This is a genomic window from Cyclobacterium sp. (assembly GCF_014762705.1).
Lineage (GTDB): Bacteria > Bacteroidota > Bacteroidia > Cytophagales > Cyclobacteriaceae > Cyclobacterium.
This window is the reverse complement of sequence record NZ_JABURL010000048.1, coordinates 1-17,019: the sequence shown is the minus strand read 5'-3', so window position 1 is coordinate 17,019 and position 17,019 is coordinate 1. Positions and strand designations below refer to the sequence as shown.

Below are 17,019 nucleotides of genomic sequence, written 5' to 3'. Positions count from 1 at the left end.
GACCTCAGAAAAGAGCTTTCCGAAGGCTACCGGCTGACCACCAACAACCGCATGGAACTGCTGGCTGTGATCAGGGGCCTGGAAGCCCTGAAGGTAGAAGGCCTTCCGGTAACCATTTATTCGGACAGCAAATATGTGGTAGATGCCGTTCAGAAGGGTTGGATCTGGAATTGGCAAAAAAAAGGATTCAAGGACAAAAAAAATGTGGATCTCTGGAAAAAATACATTCCCCTTCACATGAAATACAAACCCAGGTTTCTTTGGGTGAAAGGTCACGATGGCAACAGAGAAAACGAGCGTTGCGATGAGCTGGCAGTAGCTGCTGCCAGTGGTAAACAGCTTAAGGCGGACCAGGGCTACGAGGCGGAAAAAAATCAGGGCATGTTCTGATATGGCAAACAGCTACTTTCAATTCAAGCAATTCCGCATAGAACAGGACCGCTGTGCCATGAAGGTAAGTACAGACGCGGTGGTGCTGGGAGCCTTGGTAAGCTGCTCCGAGCCGGCGGCTGTTTTGGATATCGGTACTGGAACGGGCGTTCTGGCATTGATGATGGCCCAGAAGTATCCCAGTTCACAGATAGAGGCAATAGAATTGGAGCAGGAGGCCTTTCTGCAAGCCAGTCAAAATGTGATGCAAAGTCCTTTTTTCCCCAGGGTAAATGTCATTCATGATGATTTTAAAATATTTTCAGCCAAACAGGGGAAGAGGTATGATTTGATCATCAGCAATCCCCCCTATTTTGCCGGTCAGTTGCAAAGCGGACAGAAGGCGATAGATCTGGCCAGGCATGAGAACGGATTGAACTTTGCTGAAATATGGAAAGGGGTAGATAAATTATTGGCTGAGAATGGTTCATTTTGGTTGATTTTGCCTTATAGAGAAATGAGTATTTTTACTGAAATGGGGCTGGGTTATGGTTTGTATCAGAAAAACGTAACAAGTCTAATCGACAAACAGGGAGGGAATGGGCATAGGAAAATTGCAGCTTTTACCAGAATCAATACGGCCTCTCCTCAGCAATATACCCTTACTATCAGGGACCATTCCGGGGCATTTATGCCGGAGTACAGGCAGGCGTTGAGGGAATTTATGCTTCATTTTTAAAAGTGTTTGGCACTGCTCACTCCAATTTTAGAAAAATTGGTTTATAAAATAAATTCATACAGAGGTATTCAGGCCTGTTTCCGGTTCAGGATGTTTTTTGTAATTTTCCTGTATGAATTTCATTGGCAGCATCTCTCTGGTGATCCTATTTGGTTTTTATACTGTAATACCCAATCCCGATTCGGAAATAACCGTGATTAATCTGAATATCCGTTATGACAATCCGGAGGATGGCAAAAACAAATGGGAAAACCGCATACCTATAGTCCGTTCCTATTTCAACCAGACTAATCCTGACCTCATCGGTTTTCAGGAAGTGACCCAGCGGCAGCTAAAGGACCTGGAAAAAATGTTACCAGCCTATGGATTTGTAGGTAAAGGTCGAAAGGATGGGGTAAAGGGCGGTGAATACAATCCCATTTTTTACCGTAAAGACCGGTTTCAGCTATTGGCCAATGCCACCTTTTGGCTTTCTGAGACCCCTGAAAAACCCGGAAGCATTGGCTGGGATGCGCAGCTTCCTCGGATAGTTAGTTGGGCCAAATTAAAGGATCGGGAAAGCGGGAAGATTATATTTCATTTCAATACCCACTTTGACAACAAGGGAGTAGACTCTAGATACAAAAGCGTGGATTTGCTGGCCCGTAAAATCGAAGAAGTTGCGGGAGCATCACCGGTTATTTGCACCGGAGATTTTAACATCCGAAAAGACCATCCCCGATACGGGAAACAACCTTACAGGCACTTGATAGATTCCTTCAGCCGCCGTTTGCAGATGGAAAGTGCGGAATTTGCAGCCGAAAATGTGATTTCTGCTGGGGCTACGGGTAATGGATTTGAAGAAAACTGGCTGGAAAGACCTCCCAATGCTGTGGATTACATTTTTGTAAATCCCCAGCTTAAAGTCAGGACCTATGAGGTGGATAAAATCATCGAAAAGGGTGTTTTCATTGCAGACCATTGGCCTGTTGAGGCTAAAATGGTATTTTTTAACCCTTAAATAATATGAATAAACCATTTAAAAATCAAGATATGAATAGAATGGATGCATTACTGATTATTGATGTTCAAAATGATTTTATTCCGGGAGGATCTTTGGCCGTGCCTGGTGGTGAGGAAATCGTTCCGGTTATCAACGGCCTGATTGACCGTTTTGACCTGGTCCTGGCCACACAAGACTGGCACCCTCAAAACCACATGAGTTTTGCTTCCAACCACAAAGGTAAAAAGCCCTTTGAGCAAATCGTACATCAGGACCTGGATCAAATCCTCTGGCCGGACCATTGTGTACAGGGGACCTCCGGCGCAGCATTTCATCCAAACCTGAAGACAAATGCCATAGAAGCCATTATCCGGAAAGGCATGGATCCGGATATTGACAGTTATAGCGGTTTTTATGACAATGGCCATAAAAAAAGTACAGGCCTTACAGGTTATTTGAAAGAAAAGGGCAGTCCGGTGCTTTATTGTTGTGGATTGGCGGCAGACGTTTGCGTGTATTTTACCATTAAAGATGCCTTGAAAGAAGGATTTAAGGTTAAATTAATTGCTGATGCTACAAGGGCATTAGATGAGGAGAAATTTGCCGAAATGGTAGAAGAATTGAAAGGGCTTGGCATGGAGTCGGTGTTAAGTGAATCACTGTGATAATGCTGGCAATGGATTTTCCATATGGGGATAATTTCTGAGGAATTTAGTGCAGCATGTATAGTATCAAAGGAATGGTATTTAAAAATTAAGGTGAGTTGATCGATTTTCGAACATTACTCAATAATAGGACATTGGGCCGTTCCGAAATTACGAATTACACAATGCCGGATTGACTATTTTTTTTTCGGGAAGACTCCAGGTCGCCTGCATCCGGAAAACCGGTGTTATAAGAAAAGCCATTATTTTTCAAATCACAAATGGGTTACAAACAATTTTTTCTATTGGCATATGGGTATACTCCTGCTGAGTAATTAGTTCTTTTGAAAATTTGTTCATGAGTCATTTTAATTGTCTTACATTTTAATTAAATTATATCTCCTTAACAATCAATCCACTAGAAATGCAAGTGCAATTGATCTTTTGAAACGCCTGTAAAATAGCGCACCATGAAGAAGCCAAAATACCTTACTTCCAAAATCTGCTTTTTTATGCTTATTTTGCTTATTCATCACTTGACGGTTTTTGGTCAGCGGCCGCCCACGAGTGGACCAAACCCTGAGGATTCAAATTTAACTCCTTTCATAATTGGAGGAAGCGGTTTGGTAGTGGCGGCTGGATCTTATTTTTACCTTAAAAGCAGAGGACCAAAAATACCGGTCACTGATAATTTACAGGATTATTTATGGCGACAGAACATCATGCCTACACCAGATGCCCTGAACCTGATGTATGCACTCAATCCCGGACTTCGCAGCCAGGACATGATGCGGAAAAAAAAGAAGCTGGTCGAACCGGAATTTCCCGAAATTCCGGAAGACATGAGAAAGGTAGCTGCTGCTGTACCCCCTCCTACTTTCATCATGCCGGAAAATTTAAAAGGATTGATAGACGAATTTAAATCCAGCAGGAATGCATTCAGCGGCATGAGCTTGAAAACAATTGATCCGAATGTCCCAAAGGAGGCTTTCCTTGAAATCCTGACCAATTTAGAGCGTATGCTTACCGCACCGGAACGGTTCACAGAGTCCAGAAATGCAATTAAGGACCAGTTGATGACAGATCTTATCACTGTTATCAATCAAACCCTTGATGGTGCCATTGATACCCAGGAGTTGTCAGCCGATAAGTTGGTTCTTTTACAAGCCATTGCTGCCGATTTAGAGGATTTGTTGTATCCTGATCCCAGCCCACCTCAAATGGAAGTGGTTACTATTAAAGGAGATGAAAATCGGGAAGACTGGGGTTTGTTTTTGGCATCTGCTGGTAAAAATTTCAATGATAATTTGAATTACAATCGGGGTTTGGTCAATCAGACTTCCAGGGAAAATGCAGATCTTAAGTGGTTTGCCCTTGCTGTCTATAAATATGGTGCTGATGGCGAACTAATTACCAAAGGGAAGGAAGTAGAAAAAAGGTACCAAATTGCTTATGCTTCACCTGCCTTGAAAGACAGAGAAGAAAGTTTTCATGCCATTCAGGGAAATGCCTCTTATGGAACTGCCCTGTTGGGTAATGGAAAATACTTTATTAAAGTGAAAGACGGAAACGAAGAGGTGCCGATTCAAAACCCGCTAATCCATTTTGGTCAGGCCTTTCAAAACCCCGTAAAAGAAACACACAATGACTTGACAAAGGTTATTATTTATTTACTGGAGTGATTAAATTATTGCAATATAGGGCAGCATTGGTGACAGTTATGTTTGGACTGTTTGGCGGAGCTATTTCCAATTTTTTGGTGATAGAAGAATATTCCTGGATTTACTTTGGGATAGCGAGCATACTGGGGCTGACGGTGAATTTGCTCGTCTCCTTTTTATTGAAGAGCAGATGGTCCATAGGTATCAAAAATAATATAAAACTGGTTTGTATTTTTTTGTTTACTGCATTGGTGGTGAATTTATACATGCATACTAAATTCTTTTTGGAAAGGACCTTTGCTTACAAGGATTTTAATAATGAAGTGACCTACTATGTAAAAGGCACAGAATATACTTCTGTTGCCAAAGCTTTCAAGCTTGCCAACCCTCAAATTGAAAGTGATGCCGACCTTATTATGGAGGGTTTTGGGTCTCCATTGGAAAAAGGTAAAGTTTGGACAGAGGCTTCAATCATTGAAAGTTGGTTAAAATTAATTTCTTCCTATTCCTTATTTATCATTTTTTTTGTTGCGCTTATATCTGTTTTGATCGAAGTACTGATGGGGCAATATGGAAAAACCACGGCAAAATCCATGGAAATCATTTCGGGTAAAAGTGTAGAAGGGGGATAGCTGTTTTGGGTATAATCAATATTGAGCCCCCAAAAATTACGATTGAAAAAAAGAAAATTAAAGGATCCTATGAAAAAATTAGCACCATACCCATTCCGGCCAATCTTTTGGGGCTTGATTCTTTTTACATTGGTCAGCTGTGAAAAATTTGATGATTTGTCCAATCCTGTTTTGAACAGATACGAGGTCCCTGCGGAGGTTCTCGAAGAAATTTTTACTGCTGACATACCCCAAAATATGAGGGACGTGGATCATTTTTTTGACAGGATAAAAGAGCAGGGGATGGTCATTCATGAAGGAAATGAACCACCGATTATATTCGATCGAACCAGCCAGGCCGGACCTAAATTTACAATTGAAAACAATTGTCTGTACGATAGTCGAAACCCTGATAATGAGGGCTACACTTATGGTAAATACCAAGAAACAATTAGGATTTACCCGGACCGAAATGAAAGCATTTTTCTAGCCGACATCGCTTATTTTTCTGTTTCAGATCCCGATTTTCCGGAATTTCCCAGAGGTCTTGATAGTGGATCAGGCACGGGGTATGTATCGGGAAATCAGGGCACAAATTTCACAATTTTCTTAAAAATCCGTAATGGGAAATATGATATTGTAAACTACAGCGCAATTTGGATCATTTCCGGAACTTACATAGGAATTACAGGCAGTCAAAATGAGTTGACCAATGTTACAAAATGTTTGGTAATGCTTGAGAAAAGTGAGGACCCGGAGGATAAAGTGGCAGACAGAGGGACGGTTAGGATTTTCAGGGATGATGCCCCACAATGGATGCCCTGAAGGAGGAATTTCAGGTTAAATTAATCGCTGTGGTCTCCAGTGCTCCTGAGGGAGCTAAATTTGCAGAGATGGAAAAGGAATTGTTAATCTTTGCGTGGATTCCTTTCAAAGCTCTGGGATTTTGGATAGTATTGATCCAGTTTGTTCCTGACTTATTAACCTGAGTGCGACTGAATTTCATTAAAAAACCGTCATTCCGAGGCTTAGAAAGGGTTTTGAGCGGTGAAAGCCGGGGGAATCCCTAACCAAACGAGACTGCCACACCCTTTCCCAGCTCCTTTACCCACGCAAAGGGTTCGCAGTGACGATTCAAATGGCTTTTATTGACGATCTTAATTCGAACTCAGTTCAGTCACCAAATTAATAACAAAATAAAAACCAAGCCATGCCCCGATACCTTTGTTTGATTTTCCTGCTGATCCATTTTGTTGCTTATTCCCAGCAAGATCAAGCGCAAACCTTTGTCAAAGGTATTTACGGCAACCCGGAAAGGGTTCTCAAAGCAGGCTACGATTTTGAAGATTTAGGTGTAAATGCTGTTTTCGTGAGAAGGTCCTCTTTGAATCAGCCATTTTATTCTCAGGCTAAAATGCAGGGATCTAAGGTATTCGTGGAATTCCCCACACTAAATGGCAAAGGCTATGTAGAAGACCATCCTGATGCCTGGCCAATCAATGAAAAGGGCGTACCGGCCCAGCCTGCCGATTGGTTTATGGGGGTCTGTCCTACCGACCCTGGTTTTAAGGCCTACAGGGTTGAACAACTACGGGAATTGCTCCACGACTACCTGGTGGATGGCGTATTTCTGGACTATCTGCATTGGCATGCCCAGTTTGAAACAGATCAGCCCATTCTACCTGAAACCTGCTTTTGTAATCGCTGTATCTCATTATTTGAAACCGAAAGAGGCGTGCAAATCCCAGGTGGGGATAATGCTGAAAAAGCAAAATGGATCCTGGCCAATCAGGAATCCGCCTGGAGGAATTGGAGAAACGGCATCTTAAATAGCTGGGTCGAGGATATGGGAAAAATTCTCAGGGAAATCCAACCCAAAGCACTTTTAGGAGCCTTTTATTGTGCCTGGTTTCCTGAAGACCACGATGGGGCCTTGTATAGAACCCTGGGAATAGATGTACCTGCTCTGGCCGCAGGAGTGGATGTACTGGCTCCCATGCTTTTTCACCGGATGTATGGCCGGCCGGTATCCTGGGCGGGAGATTACCTGGAATGGCTGGACAAGATCGTGGATTCGCCAAGGCCTCTGGTTTGGCCCATCGTTCAGGCTCATGACAAGCCAGGTACAGTTTCCCCTGAGGAATTCCTGGAAGCCCTGCGGGAAGGTTCCCGGACTCCGGCTTCGGGTATCATGATGTTTTCTGAGCAGTCGCTACTTGAAAATCCTGAAAAAATAAAGGTAATGCAGGATTTTTACAGAGATTTACAAGCACCGTAAGAAATGAAATCAATGGAGAACAGCGTGGAAAGGGTTAAGTTTGTTTCGATTTTGGGTTGAAATTGATGACATATACCAAATTTTTGTAAATGCGAACTACTATTTCAGTCCCAAATAAGCTTAGTGAAAATTACATAAGTGCAATCAGTATCAGGTAAAGTAAATGATAGAAGTTCAGATAGTTAAATGGAAAAAATCAGCAATTCAATTGAGGTGGATATTCATAGGTTGCTTTTTAAGCTTTATTTTAATAATCCTTTTGGATAGCATTATCTCTGAATTCCTAATTGTCGTTGAATATATTTTAATTATCCAGCTGTATTCTCATTAACTATTCTGAAATTTATGAATAAAACAAATCCTATTGGACAAGCTATCTTTAAAAAAGACAGTGTAAATCTTTATATAAAGGGAAATGTAAATATCTATAACTATAAAGATATTTATAAAATTAGGTTTAATAACTACGAAGGAGAGTATTTTTTTTCAATAAAGGGGATTTACCCTATTATGATGGACTGAACAATTACATGTGGATTTTAACACCAATTGGAGCAGAGAAAATAGAATTAAAAATCCCGAACAGAAAAATATATTTTAACCTAAAAACGCACTTAGAAGATTACAAAAATCAATTCAGGTTAAATTCCGATTGGAAAATGAATAATAAATAAATACGACTTTTAACAAGGGTTGTCACCCATATCGTCTGAAAGGCTCCAAGCTAGGTTTTCGCTCTCAGGTAAGTTCACTTGCGGTGGACACCAACATGGTGCTATTTCTATAACATGGGGTGTTATGAAATTTTGCCTTCAATTGGGGAGGTAATTAATTGCCAGTTTCAGCCACGAACGGGAATTGGGTAAGTTAGCTGAAATAGTGCTTGATCAAAAATTTAACGCAAACAACTTATGTTTTCTATCGTTTGTTTTGCTTACCAGACATGTTTACCTTGACCATACCCTTAAAAATACTACCTTGAAAATACTATTAACAGGAGCCACAGGATACATCGCCCAACGTTTGCTGCCAGTACTGCTTCAGGAGGGCCATCAGGTAGTCTGTTGTGTCAGAGACAAAAACAGGTTCAATATCCACCAATTTCCCTCAGCCAATCTTTCGGTAGTGGAAGCCGATTTTTTAGACCAAAAAAGCCTGAAAAATATCCCGGATGATATTGACCTTGCCTATTACCTCATCCACTCCATGTCTTCTCAAAACGGTAAATTTGAAGAAATGGAGGCCATTTGTGCTGGCAACTTTAAATTCCGGCTTGAAGAAACCAAAGCCCAACAAGTCATTTATCTCAGTGGCATCGACAATGATGAAGAATTGTCCAAACACCTGTCTTCCCGAAAAAATGTGGAAAGCATTTTATCGGATGCTAGTTTTGCCCTTACAACTTTAAAAGCAGGGATTATTGTAGGGTCCGGCAGTGCTTCTTTTGAAATCATCCGGGACCTGGTAGAGAAATTACCAGTCATGATCGCTCCCCAATGGCTAAAAACCAGGTGTCAGCCCATTGCCATCAGGAATGTGGTAGAATTTCTGAAAGGGGTCATCCTCAGAAAAGAGACCTACAACCAAAGCTTTGATATTGGTGGGCCGGATATCCTGAACTACAAAGAAATGCTATTGCACTTTGCAAGGATCAGGGGCTTGAAGCGGCGCATTATGGTGGTACCAGTCATGACCCCAAGGATTTCCTCCTATTGGTTGTATTTTGTTACCTCCACTTCCTATGCGCTTGCGCAAAATCTGGTGGATAGCATGAAAATCGAGGTGATTTGTACGCCCAATGATCTGGCAGCTACACTGGGCATCAAATTGATCGGATATGATGATGCCATCAGGCTGGCTTTTGATAAGATTGAGCAGAACCAGGTTTTATCCAGTTGGAAGGATGCCCAAACCTCCGACTTGCTGCATAAAGGCCTGACGAAGTACATGGAGGTACCGGTAAACGGCTGCTATGTGGAGGTCCGCAGGCTGCCCATTGAAAATGAGGAGCAGGTCTTAAAAAATGTTTGGAAAATCGGCGGCAAGCAGGGCTGGTATTATGGCAACTGGCTTTGGGAAATCAGGGGCTTTTTAGACCAATTGGCTGGCGGGGTTGGAATGAGAAGGGGAAGAAAGAGTGAAAGTGAAATTTCAGCGGGAGAATCCCTGGATTTTTGGAGGGTACTCATCGCCAGTAAATCCGAAAAGCGGCTCCTGCTTTACGCAGAAATGAAATTACCTGGGGAAGCCTGGCTGGAATTTAAAATTGAAAAAGGCGAATTGGTGCAGACCGCCACTTTCAGGCCCCTGGGTCTGTTGGGCAGGGTTTATTGGTATTCGGTTTTTCCCTTTCATGGCTTAATTTTTGGGGGAATGATCAAGAATATTGCAAGAACAAATTCCTGAATCCATAATACATCCTGAGTAAGGATACCATCAAGAGCACTTTTTTCTTTTCGGGAACTTAATGGGGATAATCAATAATTGAAAACCAATTTATTTGGAAAAATAGGTCTATTTTTTTCAGCCGTTTCTTTATACTAAACGTATATTGCTACAATTTGACAATTGATTTAACCTAAATCTTAGGTTGTCAGAGAAACTTTTAAACAGCCATAAAACAAACAGATGAAAACAAAAGTCCCTTTGAAAAAGGGCTCAACAGAAAGGACCGGAAAAACCATGGGTCCTGTAAAAAATCTCGAATATCACTTGCACCCTGAATGGTGGAAAAGAATTTTTAATGCCACCTATCTGAAAACAGATGCGGATGTAGTGGAAGATGAGAACATCACGAAATCGGAAATTGACCTTTTCCATGAACTGCTGGATATCAGGGAAGGCAATAGCCTACTTGATCTGGCTTGCGGGCAGGGTAGGCACCTGCTGGAACTCAGCAACCGTGGGTCCTTCCAACTTTTTGGCCTTGACCGGTCCAGGTACCTAACCCAAAGGGCGAAATCCATTGCCCGAAAAAAAGGTGTTTCGGTTCAATTCAAAGAAGGAGATGCCAGAAAATTGCCCTATGCCAATGACTCCTTTGATTTCGTCACCATATTGGGAAACAGTTTTGGCTATTTTGAAACGGCTGAAGATGATGTTAAAATCCTCAAAGAAGTATTCAGGGTATTGAAACCCGGAGGTCGCCTGTTGATGGATGTAGCAGATGGATCTTTTTTGAGAGATAACTTTACCCCCAGAAGCTGGGAATGGATCGATAAAAAGCATTTTGTCTGCCGGGAGCGCTCGCTGGCCACGGACAATGAAAGGCTAATTTCCAGAGAAGTGGTCACCAACACAGAAAAAGGAGTGATTGTAGATCAGTTTTATGCTGAAAGGCTTTATACCAGGGAAATCCTGGCGGATCTGATAGGTAAAGTAGGGTTTAAGGAACTGAATTTTCATGGGAATATCGAAGTAGCCTCTTTGCGCAACCAGGATCTGGGCATGATGGCCAACCGCTTTATCCTTACCACCACTGCTGTAAAGGAATGGTCGCCCAAGAAAAAGAAAAAGGCAATAAAGAATGTGGTCGTGATCATGGGTGATCCGGCTTTAAATGACATTATCAAACCCGATGCAAAATTTGACGGTGATGATTTTGAAACCATAGAAAAACTCAAAATCGGGCTTAGTAAACTGGAAAATTTTAAATTCAGTTTTCTGAATGGCCACCACACCCTGATCAATGATTTGCAAAAATTAAAGGACAAAACAGATTTGGTCTTTAACCTTTGCGATGAAGGCTTTGGCAATGATGCCAAAAAGGAACTGCATATTCCGGCTTTATTGGAAATGATGAACTTGCCCTATACCGGATCCAACCCACAAACGCTGGCCTATTGTTATGATAAATCGCTGATCCGCGGCATTGCCACAGAAATCGGCGTACCGGTGGCCAATGCCTTTGTCATCACGGCAGAGGACAACCTCTTCGAGTTGAATATTCCTTTTCCCGTAATCGCCAAGCCCAATTTTGGTGATTCCAGCTTTGGGATTACACAAAAGAACGTGGCCAATACCATTGAAGATTTGGCGGATGCCATTCTCCGCATACGGGAACAATTCGGGTACGACAAACCTATCCTGGTGGAAGAATTTTTGACAGGTGCCGAAGTATCTGTGGGCATCATCGGCAATCCGGATAACTACACGGTACTTCCCATCATTGAAGAGGATTACTCTGAATTGCCGGAAGGCCTGCCAAAAATCTGTGGTTACGAAGCCAAATGGCTCACAGATTCTCCCTATATGCAGACTTTGCGATCCATTCGTGCAAGCCTGCCGGTGGCCCTGGAGCAGGAATTGATCAATCACAGTCTGAAACTGTTTCAGCGCCTGGATTGTAAGGATTACTGCCGTTTTGATTGGCGGCTCAACAGCCAGAATGAACCCAAAATGCTGGAAGTAAACCCCAATCCCGGCTGGTGCTGGGATGGTCACCTGGCCAAAATGAGCAGCATTGGAGGGATGGATTATACCCAGATGCTTGAAGCCATATTGAATGCTGCCGATACCCGGTACCATCCCATAAATGAGCAACAGCTGTCCTAATGATTAAGGTTGCAGGTGTTTGTGGAGAAAGTTTACGGTCGCCTCATTCACCTGCACCATATTGGAAAACTTCATCCAATGGTGCGTGTCTCCGGGAATCACCAGGTAATCGTACGGTTTGCCCAGTTCATCAAATCGCCGGGCCAAATCAGCACTGTGGTAGAACCCCACATTACGATCGTCATCCGAATGGATAAACAAAACCGGTGAAGTCCACTGCTCCAGGTCCGGCATAGGGGATGATTCCCAGGCGATCTGCTTCGCTTCTTCATAATCCGGTGCTACTTCAACACCCTCTGGCAGGTCATACCGGTGGTCCATATCATGCACCCCGCTGATGTCTACCCCTGCTTTAAACAATTCGGAATCCCTGGCCAATGCCAGGGCAGTAAGATAGCCACCGTAGGAACCCCCGTAGATGCCTATCCGCTCCGGATCCACCTGGTTCAGGCCGGCCAGGTACTCCCCTGCAGCCTTGATGTCCAGGTACTCGGCCGCTCCCTGGTAGTAGGTGCCGGATGGGCGGTGAAACTCATAACCATAACCAATGCCCAAGCGGTAATTTACCGATAGCACCACGAAACCCATTTCCGCCAGTTTTTGATTGATGGCATAGGTATTGGAATAATAATCCATATAGCTCCAGCCAAGCAACATTTGCCGTTGTGGTCCTCCATGTACAAAGACCACTGCTGGTTTGGCTGATCCGTTTCCTTCAGGTTCAAACAGTTGTCCATAGACGGTGGTGCCGTCCGCAGCCATGAATTGCACATGCTTTGGAATGAGCAGATCTGCTACCGGAAAATCGTCGGGAATCAATTCCTCTCCCAACAACTCCACCGTCTCTTCCTTCAAAATGGCTGGAAGAAGCGGACGTTTGGGCGTAGCCGAGAAGAAGGCAATTTCATCTTCCCTTCCTGTAAACACAGGATAGGCTTCAATTCCCTCTCCGGATGTTTTCCAGGAAAATTTTCCTGTAGTCAAATCAACCGTAGCCAAATGCCTTCTGTCCAGATCATCTGGCAGGTCTCCCCCATTGGCCGCAAAAACCAGGCTTTGCCCATCAGGGTGTAAGCTGAGCTGCTCCACCATAAATTCTCCGGGAGTAAGCAAAGTGGAGGTATTGGTTTTAAGGTCCCGGGAATAAAGGTGGGGCCAGCCGTCTTCATAAGACAGGTAGACCAATTGCTCCTGAACCGGCCAATGCAGGTTGAATCCGCCCTGGGTGGAGGGTATGGATCCCCGTAGGGTTTCAGGTGCTTTCCACTGCATGGCTGCTTTTCCGGAGGTCACATCCGCTATCCATATCTCCCAGGGTGCATGGCGCTGTTCAAGCAAGGGCAAGGCTGCCCCGGATCCACCAAGCGTACGCACAAAAGCAATGGATCTTCCATCTGGCGACCAACGTGGCGACTGATCCCGTTGAAAAGAGGGAGCAAGCCATTTCACCGGGGTTTGGGCATCATTATAAACGCCAATCAGGGAATGGGTTCCCCTGTTGGCCACAAAGGCCAGTTGCTTGCCATCGGGAGAATAACGCAACTCCCCGAGGCTACCCCTGTTCTGGATAATGGAATGCGGTGCTTTTTCTGCATCCAGGTCTTTCAACCAGACCGCACCATTCTTCAAAAACGCCAGTTGATGTCCGGCGCCCCATATGGGATCGTCTCCTTCTATCAGCATTTCGGTCTTTCCTGTGGCCAGTTCTATGGTCCATATGGCTACATGGGTCATCAGAGGCATATTATTCGTATTTACCGGCCGGGAGGCATTGCCCCCTCCATGGTCACCTCCCCTAACGAATACCAGGTATTCCCCGTCTTCACTGAACTGCAAACTGCTGATTTCCTGACCATCGTCTTCCAGAAAATCGGTTACGCGCCTGGGCTGATATTCAGGTGCCGCTGCAACATACACGTTTCGTTTACCCTGCTCATTCATGGCCCAGGCGATGCTGGATTGGGTCGCATTGGCTGTAAGACCTGAGGGGAAGGAGAATTTGGATACATCCAGGGTACTGAATTCCTGTGCCATTCCCGGATATAAGGGTAGCAAAATGCAAATCAGGACGGCTAACAAAGGAAAGATTTTAAGTCTGAGCATGGCAGGAAGTATTAATAATTGGAATGGATGAAATACAGCACTTTTTGCAATTCCTCTTTTTGTACATTGGAGCTGCCGGTATAGTTGTTAAAAAAAGTACTAAAAATCAGTGTTTTGCCTGATTTGGTAATCAGGTAGCCACTGAGTGCGGAACTCATGCTTAAGGTACCGGTTTTGGCATAAATATAGGCAGGCTCTCCCGGATCGGCAGGATACCAATTCCGTATGGTGCCCGATTCCCCTCCTGCCGGGAAGTAGGCCTTGATTTTTTCCATGGGGACCTCTTTCATGATTTTATCCAGGAGCTGTACCACGGACCTGGGTGTAAACATATTTTGTGGTGACAACCCCGATCCGTCTACCCATTGAGGTTCGTCGGGAAGCTCCTTCAGCAGGCTGTCCTTGGCATAATTGATAGCGGCAGCCATGTCAATGGAATCAAATAGGGCATCCGAAACCATTACCATCAACTGTTCGGCCAGAAAGTTATCACTGATTTTCATCATCTGGGCATAGATGGAATCTGCTTTGGCCGTAGGTAGTTTTTGGGGTTTTAGGCTGGCAATGCCCTGTTCATTGATCAGGGTAATTTTGCGGCCCACGGCTTCCTGAAGCAGGTTTCTGGCCAGATGGGAGGAGGTAATGAAAGGTTTGTCCGTTTCAAAGGACAAATCGGGTGCTTCTGGATTCAGGGCATAGAAATAAATGTTTTTCTCACTATTCCTTTGAATGGCATACCTTTCCGGTAAGGTTTCGGTTTGCAGTGAAAGCGGTAAAAAAGCCGTGTTGGGATAAGCTTTGGCCACCGGGTCTTCTGCTGTTTTGGAGTAACGCAGTACATTGCCATATACAGGCAAAGGTGACCGCTCGGCTGCAAAATAATAGGGGTACCAGTTCCAGGTCCAACCCCGTCCATAACGGGAAATCTGATCAAAATTATCCACCATATACAAGTCTTCCGGCCGTTTTTGCAAAAAATGAATGACCGTAGAATCCTGTAAGTCCGGATGCAGTAAGGAAGGGTCGCCTGTACCCCAGAACAAGAGGGAATCACCCTTTTCGATGTAGTTTAGCCCATTGACCCGATCATCTCCCAGCACCTTGTAGCTGGTATAAAAAGTGAAAATCTTGGTATTGGACGCCGGAATAAAGTACTTTTTTTCGTTCAGGCTGACCAGGGTTTTTTCCTTTGCAGGGTCATAGAGCATAAAGCCCATATGCCCTTTTTCAAAGACTTCGGAATCGTAGACGGATTTTTTTACCTTTTGTACCGTACAGGAACAGAGGAGGAGTAATAGCCAGTAGATTTGCTTCATGGTTTAAATTTAAGCTTGCTTGGGGGATAAAAAATAAAAAGCTAAAAATAATTACCGGTTGATCAGCTGTTTTTTTGGAAAATGTGGGTGGATCCTTTGTTCCATCTTACTTTTTAAACGGAAATAGTCTCTCCCGTGTAAATGCTTTGGTGAAAAGATGATAGTAGCACCAGTTTAACACAGAATAAAGATCGAAACTGGGTGAAGTAGGCCATTTCACCCTCTTATCTTGGAGCTGTAAACAGTTAAGAGTTGGTGAAAAGCCATTTGCAATGGCTAAACCCCACTGTTTTACATTACGATTTTCTTTACAGCTTTTTTGCAGGGTCCGGCATTTCAAATGCCTCAATTGCGTAAATCAACGAATAAAAGGGATCTAGATACAATCAACCCAGTCCGGGTACCATCATTATGCATAGAAGTAATCGAAATCTATCTGTTTTGTTCATTTTGTTTTAATGTGCTAAATGAATTAAAACCCACTTTGATTTGCTTAATCTCCAGGATTAAAAAATGTGTATATTTATTGAAAAATTACACATTATGAGGACGAATATAGAAATTGATGAAAAATTGATGGAAAAAGCCATGAAGGCATCTGGCCATAAAACCAAAAAGGCTACTGTTGAAGCAGGATTGAAATTGATCCTTGCGCTTGATCATCAGGAGAAGATCAGGGAACTCAGGGGTAAGTTAAAATGGGAAGGTGATCTGGAACAAATGCGTCTGGACAAATGATATTGGTAGATTCCTCTGTCTGGATTGATTTTTTCAATGGAGTTGACGCCCCCCACGTTGAAAAATTATATCAATTGCTAGGCAAGGAACCCGTCGCCACAGGGGATTTGATTGTAGTTGAAATCCTCCAAGGGTTTCATAATGAGCACCATTTTCAGCAAGCAAAACAAGTTTTGAAAGAAATGCCTTTTTTTAGTTTGTGTAACAAAGAACTGTCCATAATAACAGCAGAAAATTACCGGACGCTGAGAAGAAAAGGCATCACCATAAGGAAAACCATCGATATGGTCATTGGTACTTTTTGCATTGAAAACAACATGGTATTACTTCATAAGGATAAAGATTTCAAACCTTTAGAAATCCATTTGGGACTACAGGTAATGCTTTATTGAGCCTTGGTGTCGCTGCAGGTTTAGGTGGTAATTGGGTGTAGCATTTTTCTAAATCCCTTATATCCAAGTGAAATGTACACCAGGCATTTGCAATGCCGGTCAACCTGGAATGACCTAAAATTAGTATGGTTTTTGTTTAGGGAAACCGTTTGGCCATTGCAAATGGCCGGATGGCAAGTTTAATCTGTTTGCAACCTGGAAGATATTTGGGCGAAGTTTGTAACTTCGCCCAGCCTGCGGAGGTAGTACCCAAGAAAAACAATCATACTCAAATTGATACGAGGAATTTGTTTTGCAGGTCAATAATAGATTTACGTAAATCATAGTTGTTTTTGTTTAAGTGAATTCATTACTTATTTCAAAATTATTTTGATTTGGGTCCTTGTCCACATGTTTAACTTTATTAAAAGAGGCACTAATGCAGTTTAATATTTAGATACTTATTTTAGAATAAATTATTAAATTAGAGGAATGGATAATTCAACCCTACATAGCAAAATTAATTATCTTCCTGAAAACCTAAAAAAGGAGGTTCAGGACTATGTGGATTATCTTTTAACTAAAACGAACAAGCAGGAAGAAAAAAAAATTAGGGCATTGGGAAGCATGAAGGGAAAAATAATAATGGTGGA

15 protein-coding genes are annotated in these 17,019 nt (G+C 43.1%); 13 read left to right on the top strand and 2 right to left on the bottom strand.

Annotated elements, in window-relative coordinates:
- The 10 genes from HUJ21_RS09000 to HUJ21_RS08955 all read left to right on the top strand — a co-directional run.
- On the top strand, positions 1–390 hold a 390-nt coding region (locus HUJ21_RS09000; protein ID WP_291368941.1), incomplete at its 5' end, for a ribonuclease H.
- 1 nt (position 391) lies between these two features.
- Positions 392–1,108: a methyltransferase gene (locus HUJ21_RS08995; protein WP_291368939.1), complete on the top strand. Its 717-nt coding sequence runs from the start codon at positions 392–394 to the stop codon at positions 1,106–1,108.
- 112 nt (positions 1,109–1,220) lie between these two features.
- Positions 1,221–2,108 carry an endonuclease/exonuclease/phosphatase family protein gene (locus HUJ21_RS08990; RefSeq protein ID WP_291368937.1) on the top strand — a complete coding sequence of 296 codons (888 nt, stop codon included), beginning with the start codon at positions 1,221–1,223 and terminating at the stop codon, positions 2,106–2,108.
- Between the two features lie 5 nt (positions 2,109–2,113).
- Positions 2,114–2,755 carry a bifunctional nicotinamidase/pyrazinamidase gene (gene pncA / locus HUJ21_RS08985; RefSeq protein ID WP_366483681.1) on the top strand — a complete coding sequence of 214 codons (642 nt, stop codon included), beginning with the start codon at positions 2,114–2,116 and terminating at the stop codon, positions 2,753–2,755.
- A gap of 449 nt (positions 2,756–3,204) precedes the next feature.
- Positions 3,205–4,416: a hypothetical protein gene (locus HUJ21_RS08980; RefSeq protein WP_291368935.1), complete on the top strand. Its 1,212-nt coding sequence runs from the start codon at positions 3,205–3,207 to the stop codon at positions 4,414–4,416.
- Positions 4,413–5,027, top strand: coding sequence for a hypothetical protein (locus tag HUJ21_RS08975; protein WP_291368933.1), 615 nt, complete (start codon positions 4,413–4,415; stop codon positions 5,025–5,027). Before HUJ21_RS08980 ends, HUJ21_RS08975 begins: the two co-directional genes overlap by 4 nt.
- 69 nt (positions 5,028–5,096) lie before the next feature.
- Positions 5,097–5,831 carry a hypothetical protein gene (locus HUJ21_RS08970; protein ID WP_291368931.1) on the top strand — a complete coding sequence of 245 codons (735 nt, stop codon included), beginning with the start codon at positions 5,097–5,099 and terminating at the stop codon, positions 5,829–5,831.
- Between the two features lie 385 nt (positions 5,832–6,216).
- Positions 6,217–7,284, top strand: a complete 1,068-nt coding sequence (locus HUJ21_RS08965; protein WP_291368929.1) for a hypothetical protein — start codon at positions 6,217–6,219, stop codon at positions 7,282–7,284.
- A gap of 978 nt (positions 7,285–8,262) precedes the next feature.
- Positions 8,263–9,690 carry an SDR family oxidoreductase gene (locus HUJ21_RS08960; RefSeq protein WP_291368927.1) on the top strand — a complete coding sequence of 476 codons (1,428 nt, stop codon included), beginning with the start codon at positions 8,263–8,265 and terminating at the stop codon, positions 9,688–9,690.
- Positions 9,691–9,912: 222 nt separating this feature from the next.
- Entirely contained in the window at positions 9,913–11,838 is a 1,926-nt protein-coding gene (locus HUJ21_RS08955; protein WP_291368925.1) for a methyltransferase domain-containing protein, read from the top strand.
- A 3-nt stretch (positions 11,839–11,841) separates the two neighbouring features.
- Here HUJ21_RS08955 and HUJ21_RS08950 read toward each other — a convergent pair whose 3' ends face one another.
- Both HUJ21_RS08950 and HUJ21_RS08945 read right to left on the bottom strand, forming a co-directional pair.
- Entirely contained in the window at positions 11,842–13,941 is a 2,100-nt protein-coding gene (locus HUJ21_RS08950; protein WP_291368923.1) for an alpha/beta fold hydrolase, read from the bottom strand.
- Positions 13,942–13,952: 11 nt separating this feature from the next.
- The gene (locus HUJ21_RS08945; RefSeq protein ID WP_291368921.1) at positions 13,953–15,257 is read right to left on the bottom strand and encodes a D-alanyl-D-alanine carboxypeptidase; all 1,305 of its coding nucleotides are present in this window, start codon (positions 15,255–15,257) and stop codon (positions 13,953–13,955) included.
- A gap of 543 nt (positions 15,258–15,800) precedes the next feature.
- Between HUJ21_RS08945 and HUJ21_RS08940 the strand changes: the two genes are divergently transcribed.
- From HUJ21_RS08940 to HUJ21_RS08930, 3 genes are all read left to right on the top strand, one after another.
- Positions 15,801–15,995, top strand: coding sequence for a type II toxin-antitoxin system VapB family antitoxin (locus HUJ21_RS08940; protein ID WP_291368919.1), 195 nt, complete (start codon positions 15,801–15,803; stop codon positions 15,993–15,995).
- Positions 15,992–16,387 carry a PIN domain nuclease gene (locus HUJ21_RS08935; protein ID WP_291368917.1) on the top strand — a complete coding sequence of 132 codons (396 nt, stop codon included), beginning with the start codon at positions 15,992–15,994 and terminating at the stop codon, positions 16,385–16,387. Before HUJ21_RS08940 ends, HUJ21_RS08935 begins: the two co-directional genes overlap by 4 nt.
- A 471-nt stretch (positions 16,388–16,858) precedes the next feature.
- Positions 16,859–17,019: DUF2281 domain-containing protein (locus HUJ21_RS08930; RefSeq protein WP_291368943.1), on the top strand; the 161-nt coding region annotated here is incomplete at its 3' end.